This window comes from Pseudarthrobacter sp. AG30 (assembly GCF_003116525.1).
Taxonomy (GTDB): Bacteria; Actinomycetota; Actinomycetes; order Actinomycetales; family Micrococcaceae; genus Arthrobacter.
Map to the genome: position 1 here is coordinate 26847 of NZ_QEHL01000017.1, position 6114 is coordinate 32960.

Genomic DNA, 6114 nt, shown 5'->3' on the forward strand with positions numbered 1-6114 from the left:
CACCAAACGCAGCCCCGGCGGCGGCCTTCTTATGTCGCTTCTTCAGCCCAAGCTTCCCCAGCAGAGTTGTCACAGCGTTACTTTTCCCTCAGATTGTGTTGCCAGATACGGTCCTGTTCGCGGGACAGGCAGTAGGCTTTCTTTCCCCGGGCCAAGCCTACCGAAGCCCCGCAAGACCCCGCGATGGGGACCTCTATCCCGTGTACCGCTCATTCCGGGGCACTTGCCCGGCGCTGCGGCGGCTATGGCGTTGCCCCTGTCGGGAAGGTGCACAGCGGTACACCGCTTTGCGCGGGAGAGCCCAGGGTGGTGTGCAGCGACTGGATCCAGCGGGTGGCGTTGGGCGAGCCGCGCATGATGTAGTACCACTGTCCGTCTCCGCTGTATGTGGTGCCGTGCGGCTTCCAGCACATGACATCGAACGTGTCCAGGCGCGACATCCAGGGCCGGTCGTAGCCGCCTTGGCCATCGCAGGTATTCCTCGACGGGTCATATGACGTGGCGCCGGGCAGGTCGGTGCAGCTGCGGTCCATGCCGGGACCAAGCCGCGTGGTCCAACGGGTTTTCGCGGCACCCGACTGCGCGGAGGCAGACGCGACCGGGCCACCGGTGCCGCGCGAATTGACCGTTTGTACGTCGATCGAATGCCGCTCGTTGAATCCGGCGGTGTTGATGGTGCGGTTGCCGGAGGCAGCCACCCGTTCCCAGCCCCCGCCGTCGATCCTGATCTGGGTGTAGGCGATGTCGTGGCTGCCCGCCGCCGGGGATGCCCAGCTCAAGGTGAGGTTCTTCTGGTTCTCCGCGCCGTCCTGCCCGGCCGCCGACGGCGTGCCAGCAGAACCGTACGGGTTGGCGGTGGCCGGCGTGCTGGCGTCGGAACTGGGGGCCACCGAAGAGTTGGCGATGACGGTGATGGCCGTGGAACTGCCGTTGGCGAATCCTCCGACGGTTTGCCCTGGCCTGATCGGACCGGACTGTCCCGTGCTGGCCCGGTAGGTGTAGCTGACTTCGGCGTACGTTGAGCCGTTGCGTTCGGCGGCGGTGAGTTCGCGGAAGTCGATGGTGACGGAGCGCCCGGCTCCGCCGGTGTTGGCTTCCGTGGCGCTCACGCCGGAGACTTGCGCGAGCTTGCCGGTGGCGCGGCGCGGGGCGGACGCCGCACTGACCGCGCCCTTCCCGGCCTTGTTCTCGGCCTGCACGGTGAAGGTGTAGGCCGCTTCGGAGTTGTTGGCGGTGAAGTTGGCTGTCCGGACGGTACCGGCCACCATCTGGGTTTGGGCTGCCCCGCCGCCGCCGCTCATGGTGACGTAGTAGTTCCTGATGGCGTCACCGTTGGTGTTTGGCTCGTTCCAGTCCACCTTGAGCTGGTTGGAGGTTCCCACGGAAGATGCCACGGACGACGTCGGAGCGGCGGGTGCGGCGGGGACACCGGCAGGATTGTCCTCGGCGGAGTACGGGCTCCAGTCTGAGGGGCCCAGTTCGTTGACTGCCTGGGCGCGCACCTTGTACCGGACGCCGTTGGTCAGCCCGGGCCAGGTGTAGTTCAGCCCGGTCACGCCGTTCTTGACCGCCGCCCCATTCGCGGGCGGCGGTGAGATCTCAAGGTTGTAGTTCTTGACGGCCGAACCCTCGGTTTTGGCTGCCGGCCACGTGATTTCCATGGTCTTGTCGCCGGCCTTGACGGCAGGCGCGTCCGGCGGCGACGGCTTTTCGTCCGGCCGGATCTCATTGGAGGCCGGCGACGGGTCGGATTCCCTGACCTCGTTCGTGGCGGTGACGGTGAAGACATACTTGACGTCGTTGGTCAGGCCGGTCAGCGTGCAGGTGGTGGTGGCACACTCCTGGCTGAAGCCGCTGGTGGAGTGCACGGTGTATTTGGTGATGGCCGCGCCGTTATCCGACGGCGGTGTCCACTTGAGCACGGCCGTCCGGCTCCGGACATCCGTGGCCGTGGGCGCGGAGGGCGCGTCGGGCCGGTCACGGACGGTGATCCGGACCCGTCCGTCGGTCTGCCGGGATACGTCTCCGGTCTTGTCCATGATGGTGTAGCGCACCACCATCACGCCTTTGAACCCGCTGGCCGGTGTGACGGTGATCGAGTCCCCCGCCACGGCGGGCTGCCCTGCGGCCGATCCGGTCTCCACGGTGGCGGAGGTGATCCTGAGGGGCGACTCCGGGAAGGGGTTGTAGTCGTTGGCGAGGACGTTGACGGTCTCGGACGTGCCGGCGTTCGCTTTGTCCACCACGTCCTCGTTGGCTGTGGGAAGCGGCCGGTTGGAGGCCACCACGGTGGCGGTGATGGTGGCGCGGACCGGATCTGAGCGGCCGTCGGTGACTTTGAGCGGGATGCTGCCTTTCCAGCCGGCGGCCCGGGCTGAATCGGGGGTGACCTTAAGGGTTGCCTTGTCCACTGTTGCGTTGAAGCCCTCGGGAAGCGCGCCGTCGAGAGCGAAGGCGAGCTTGTCCTGGTCGCCCGCGTCAACGTCCTTGGCCAGGTTGCTCAGGTCCAGCGTGGCCGACTCGCCGGCGGGAACGTCGAGGGTGGCTCCGCTGAAGGTGGGCGGATGGTTGGCGTTGGGGTCCGGGATGACTTTGGTGATGATGCTCAGCGTTGACTTGAGGCCGGCGGGGTCGTCCGGCCCTGTGCCGTCCGTCACCTCGAAGGTGATGGAGCCTGGACCCACGTAGTCCTTGAGGGCGGCATAGCGCAGGGCATTGCCGTTTCCGGCCACCACGTTGTCCGGTTCCCCGCCCAGGATGCGGACCTTGTCCACCTGGGTGATCCGGGGCGTGCGGCCTTCCCGCACCCGGACGTAGTCCGCCAGGTTGAGGGTAATGTCCTTCCCGGACATGACTTCCACGGTCTCGGTCTTGGCCAGCGTGGGGTGTTGCTCCCCCTGCCCGGGCACCCAGATGACCGCCGTCGCGCTTTGGCCGTCAACATCGGTGACAGTGTAGGGAACCAGCTGGTCGGCCGGCCCAAGCGTGACGCGCACGGTGCCGTCGCCGGTGACGCGGGCGTTGGGGTTCCCGTCCGGCAGGCCGATCTTCAGTTCGGAGGCCACGCCGTCGGGGTCTGAGTCGTTCTTGAGGACCGGCACGTCCACGGCGGACTTGCCCAGCGTCTCTGCCGGGGTGACAACATCGTCTTTGGCAACCGGGGCCTTCAGTGCGGCATCAGGGCTGGCCTTCACCCGGATCACTGCACCGGACTGGGCTTTCTTGTCGTCCTGGATCTTGTAGCTGACGCTGTCATTGCCGGCAGCGTTCGGGGCCGTGAGCAGCACCTTGCCGCCTTCGGCTGCCTCCACGGCGAGGTCCGGGCGGGCCTCGAAGCCGTTGGACACCAGGGTGATCGGGTCACCGTCCGGATCTGAATCGTTGGCGAGGGCTTCAACGGCGATCTTGCGTCCGGGCCGGACTTCAATGGCGTCGTCGACTGCGATGGGCTTCTGGTTGGTGGCTTCCGCGGGTGCGATGCCGACGATCACAGTTCCGGTGTTCTCGGCCCCGATCCGGTCACGGACCCGGTAGGTGAAGGTGTCAGTGCCGGCTGCATTGCCCGCTGCGGTGAATTCGAGGTAGCCGTCCTTGACCACGGCCGTGCCCATGGCGGGAGCCTTGTCCACCCCGGTCAGCTGGACTGAGTCGCCGTCGCTGTCCACGCCATCGAGGGGTACCGGGATGCGGACGGTCATGCCCGCCACCACCCGGGCGGTGAGGTTTCTTGGTTCTGGCCGGGTATTGAGTTGGTCGTCGCGGGCCCGGATCCGGACAGTGACCTGCTGTGAGTCGGACTGGCCTGATTCGTTGGTGACCTTGTAGATCGCGTAGACGGTTTTGGGTACGTCGCTGGCGATGAACCGCACAGTTCCGCCTGCCGTGAAGATGCGCCCGTCCGCCGGGTCCGGCTGCTGGGCCAGCTGCGGGTCAAGGGTGAGGGCGCCGCCGTTGGGATCGGTGTCGTTGGCCAGCACGGGGATGGTGACGACGTCGCCGGCACGAACGGTGGCCTCATCCGGCTTGGCCTGGGGGGCCTGGAGTTTCGCCGGTGCGGGGACCACCAGCACGGCGATCTCGCCGGTGGCCGAGGCTTTGCCGTTGGAGATGGTGTATTTGACGGTGAGCTGGCCCTGGGCGCGGATGTCGGTGATCCGGACAACGGAATGGTCCAGCACGGAGACGCTGATGGGCAGGCCGTCCGCGGCCGTCACGGACTGGACCACCAGCACGCCGCCGGAGGGGTCGGAGTCATTGCCGAGCACGTCCACCAGCACGTTGCCGCCACTGGGCAGCAGTGCGGTGTCGCGCACGGCGACGGGGGCGCCGTCGCCGTTCCCGGGCACGACGTCGACACGCACCAGTTGCTGGGCGCTGGCCGGTCCGTTGGTGGCCAGGTAGGTGACGTAGTGCGCGCCCTCGGCGGTGGAATTGAACGTGAAGGTTTGCTGGTCGGCGCCCATGGTGGCGGTGGAATTACCGTCCGGGGTGGCCTGGGCCAGGCGCAGCGCCCCGCCTTGCGGGTCTGAGTCGTTCTTCAGCGGCGCGATCACCGTGTCCACCCCGGCGACGGCGACCACGTGGTCCGCGTTGGCGATCGGCGGCAGCGCCCCGGGCGCGCGGACGTCGACGGTGACCTTTCCCTCGGTGGTGGCCCGGCCATCCGAGACGGTGACGGTGACGGTTTTGCGTCCCGGTTCAGCACCGGAATCCTGAAAGCTGAGCAGGCCGTCAGGCCGGACCCGGACTTGGTCGCGGGGGTCGCTGCCGCTGGCACCGACCACGAAGAGGTCGTCGCCGTCGGGGTCGATCCAATCGGTGAGGATGTTTTGGCTGACGACCTTGCCTGCCTGCACCACCAGGGTGGTGTTGCGGTTGGGCTTTTGCCGCGGTGCCGAGTTCTCCCCCGGCGGGACGACGTTCAACGTGACATCGGCGGAACCGGAAAGGCCGCGGCCGTCGTCCACCGTGTATTTGAACGCCTCAGAGCCCGTTTTGTCGGCGCCGACGCTGACCTGGAACCCGGTGGCGCCGTAGATCGGCGCGAGCAGGCCTGACTTCAGGGGGTCGGGCGTGCGAACGGTGAGGACGTCGCCGTCGGGGTCCGAGTCGTTGTCCAGCACGGGAAGGACGGTGGTCTTGCCGGCGCGCACGCCAAAGGTGTCCGGTTTGGCCACGGGGGCGTTGTTGGGTTTGGTGCGGTCCGGCAGGACGGTCTGCTGCACCTCATCGGCCGAGTCCTTGTCGGCGTCGTCCGAGGTCTGTTGCGGCGGGATGACGTCGTCCCAGTTGTTGACCAGCTGCATGTTCTGGTTCACCAGCCACACATTGCCCGAATTCACATCATTCAGGACCACTAGGTCCCGGTTCACCCGGAACACATACGACGGCGACGCACTCGCCTTCGGCACCGCAACATTCTTATCATCCGCATCATTGGTGCAGTCCCGGATGTACTTGTTCGCACCCGACCACGCCGCATGCACACACCCGCCCAACTGCACCGGAGCCGCAGGCACGCCCTCACCATCAAACGAGACCGTCTTCGCCGCCGCCCCGTCCAAAGGCTGCTTCAACAACGCCTTCCGCGTCGCAACGGCAACAAAATCACTGCCCGGCCCCGCCTGCTGCAACTTCGCATCCCGCGCATTCTCCAACACCAGCCGCTTACCACCAGGCAAGAACAGGTTCCCCGCCGCGGCATCCAGCACCACCGGCTTGTCCCCCACCACCGTCATCTGCAGATCCCCGGAACCCTTCAACCCCTCCCAGGTACTGGACTCCGAGGACGTCACCGCACCATTGGCATCCACCCCCGTCACGGACACCACCCCGGACTTCGGGTCCGCCGAATAAATCCGGTCATCAGACCCCACCGCGGAAACAATCCCCTCAGAACCCACCATGACAGGCTCCGACGCTTCCTCATCAAAACCATTCACCGTCGACGGAGACACCGCCCACACCTTGCCCGACGCCGGATCCGTCACCGAAATCGTCTGCGCCCCAAAACTCACCGCAGCAGAACCCGGCAACCGCTTATCCCCACCCAGGCGCATATTCGCCGGGGACACCTGGTTCAGCGTCGAACCAGTCGCATCGTCAACAAACACC

1 protein-coding gene is annotated in these 6114 nt (G+C 66.7%); it reads right to left on the bottom strand.

Going from position 1 to position 6114, the window contains the following annotated elements:
* Window positions 1-242: 242 nt before the first annotated feature.
* On the bottom strand, window positions 243-6113 hold the full coding sequence (locus DC347_RS14315; protein WP_240617802.1) for an Ig-like domain-containing protein: 5871 nt from the start codon (window positions 6111-6113) through the stop codon (window positions 243-245).
* Window position 6114: the final 1 nt, after the last annotated feature.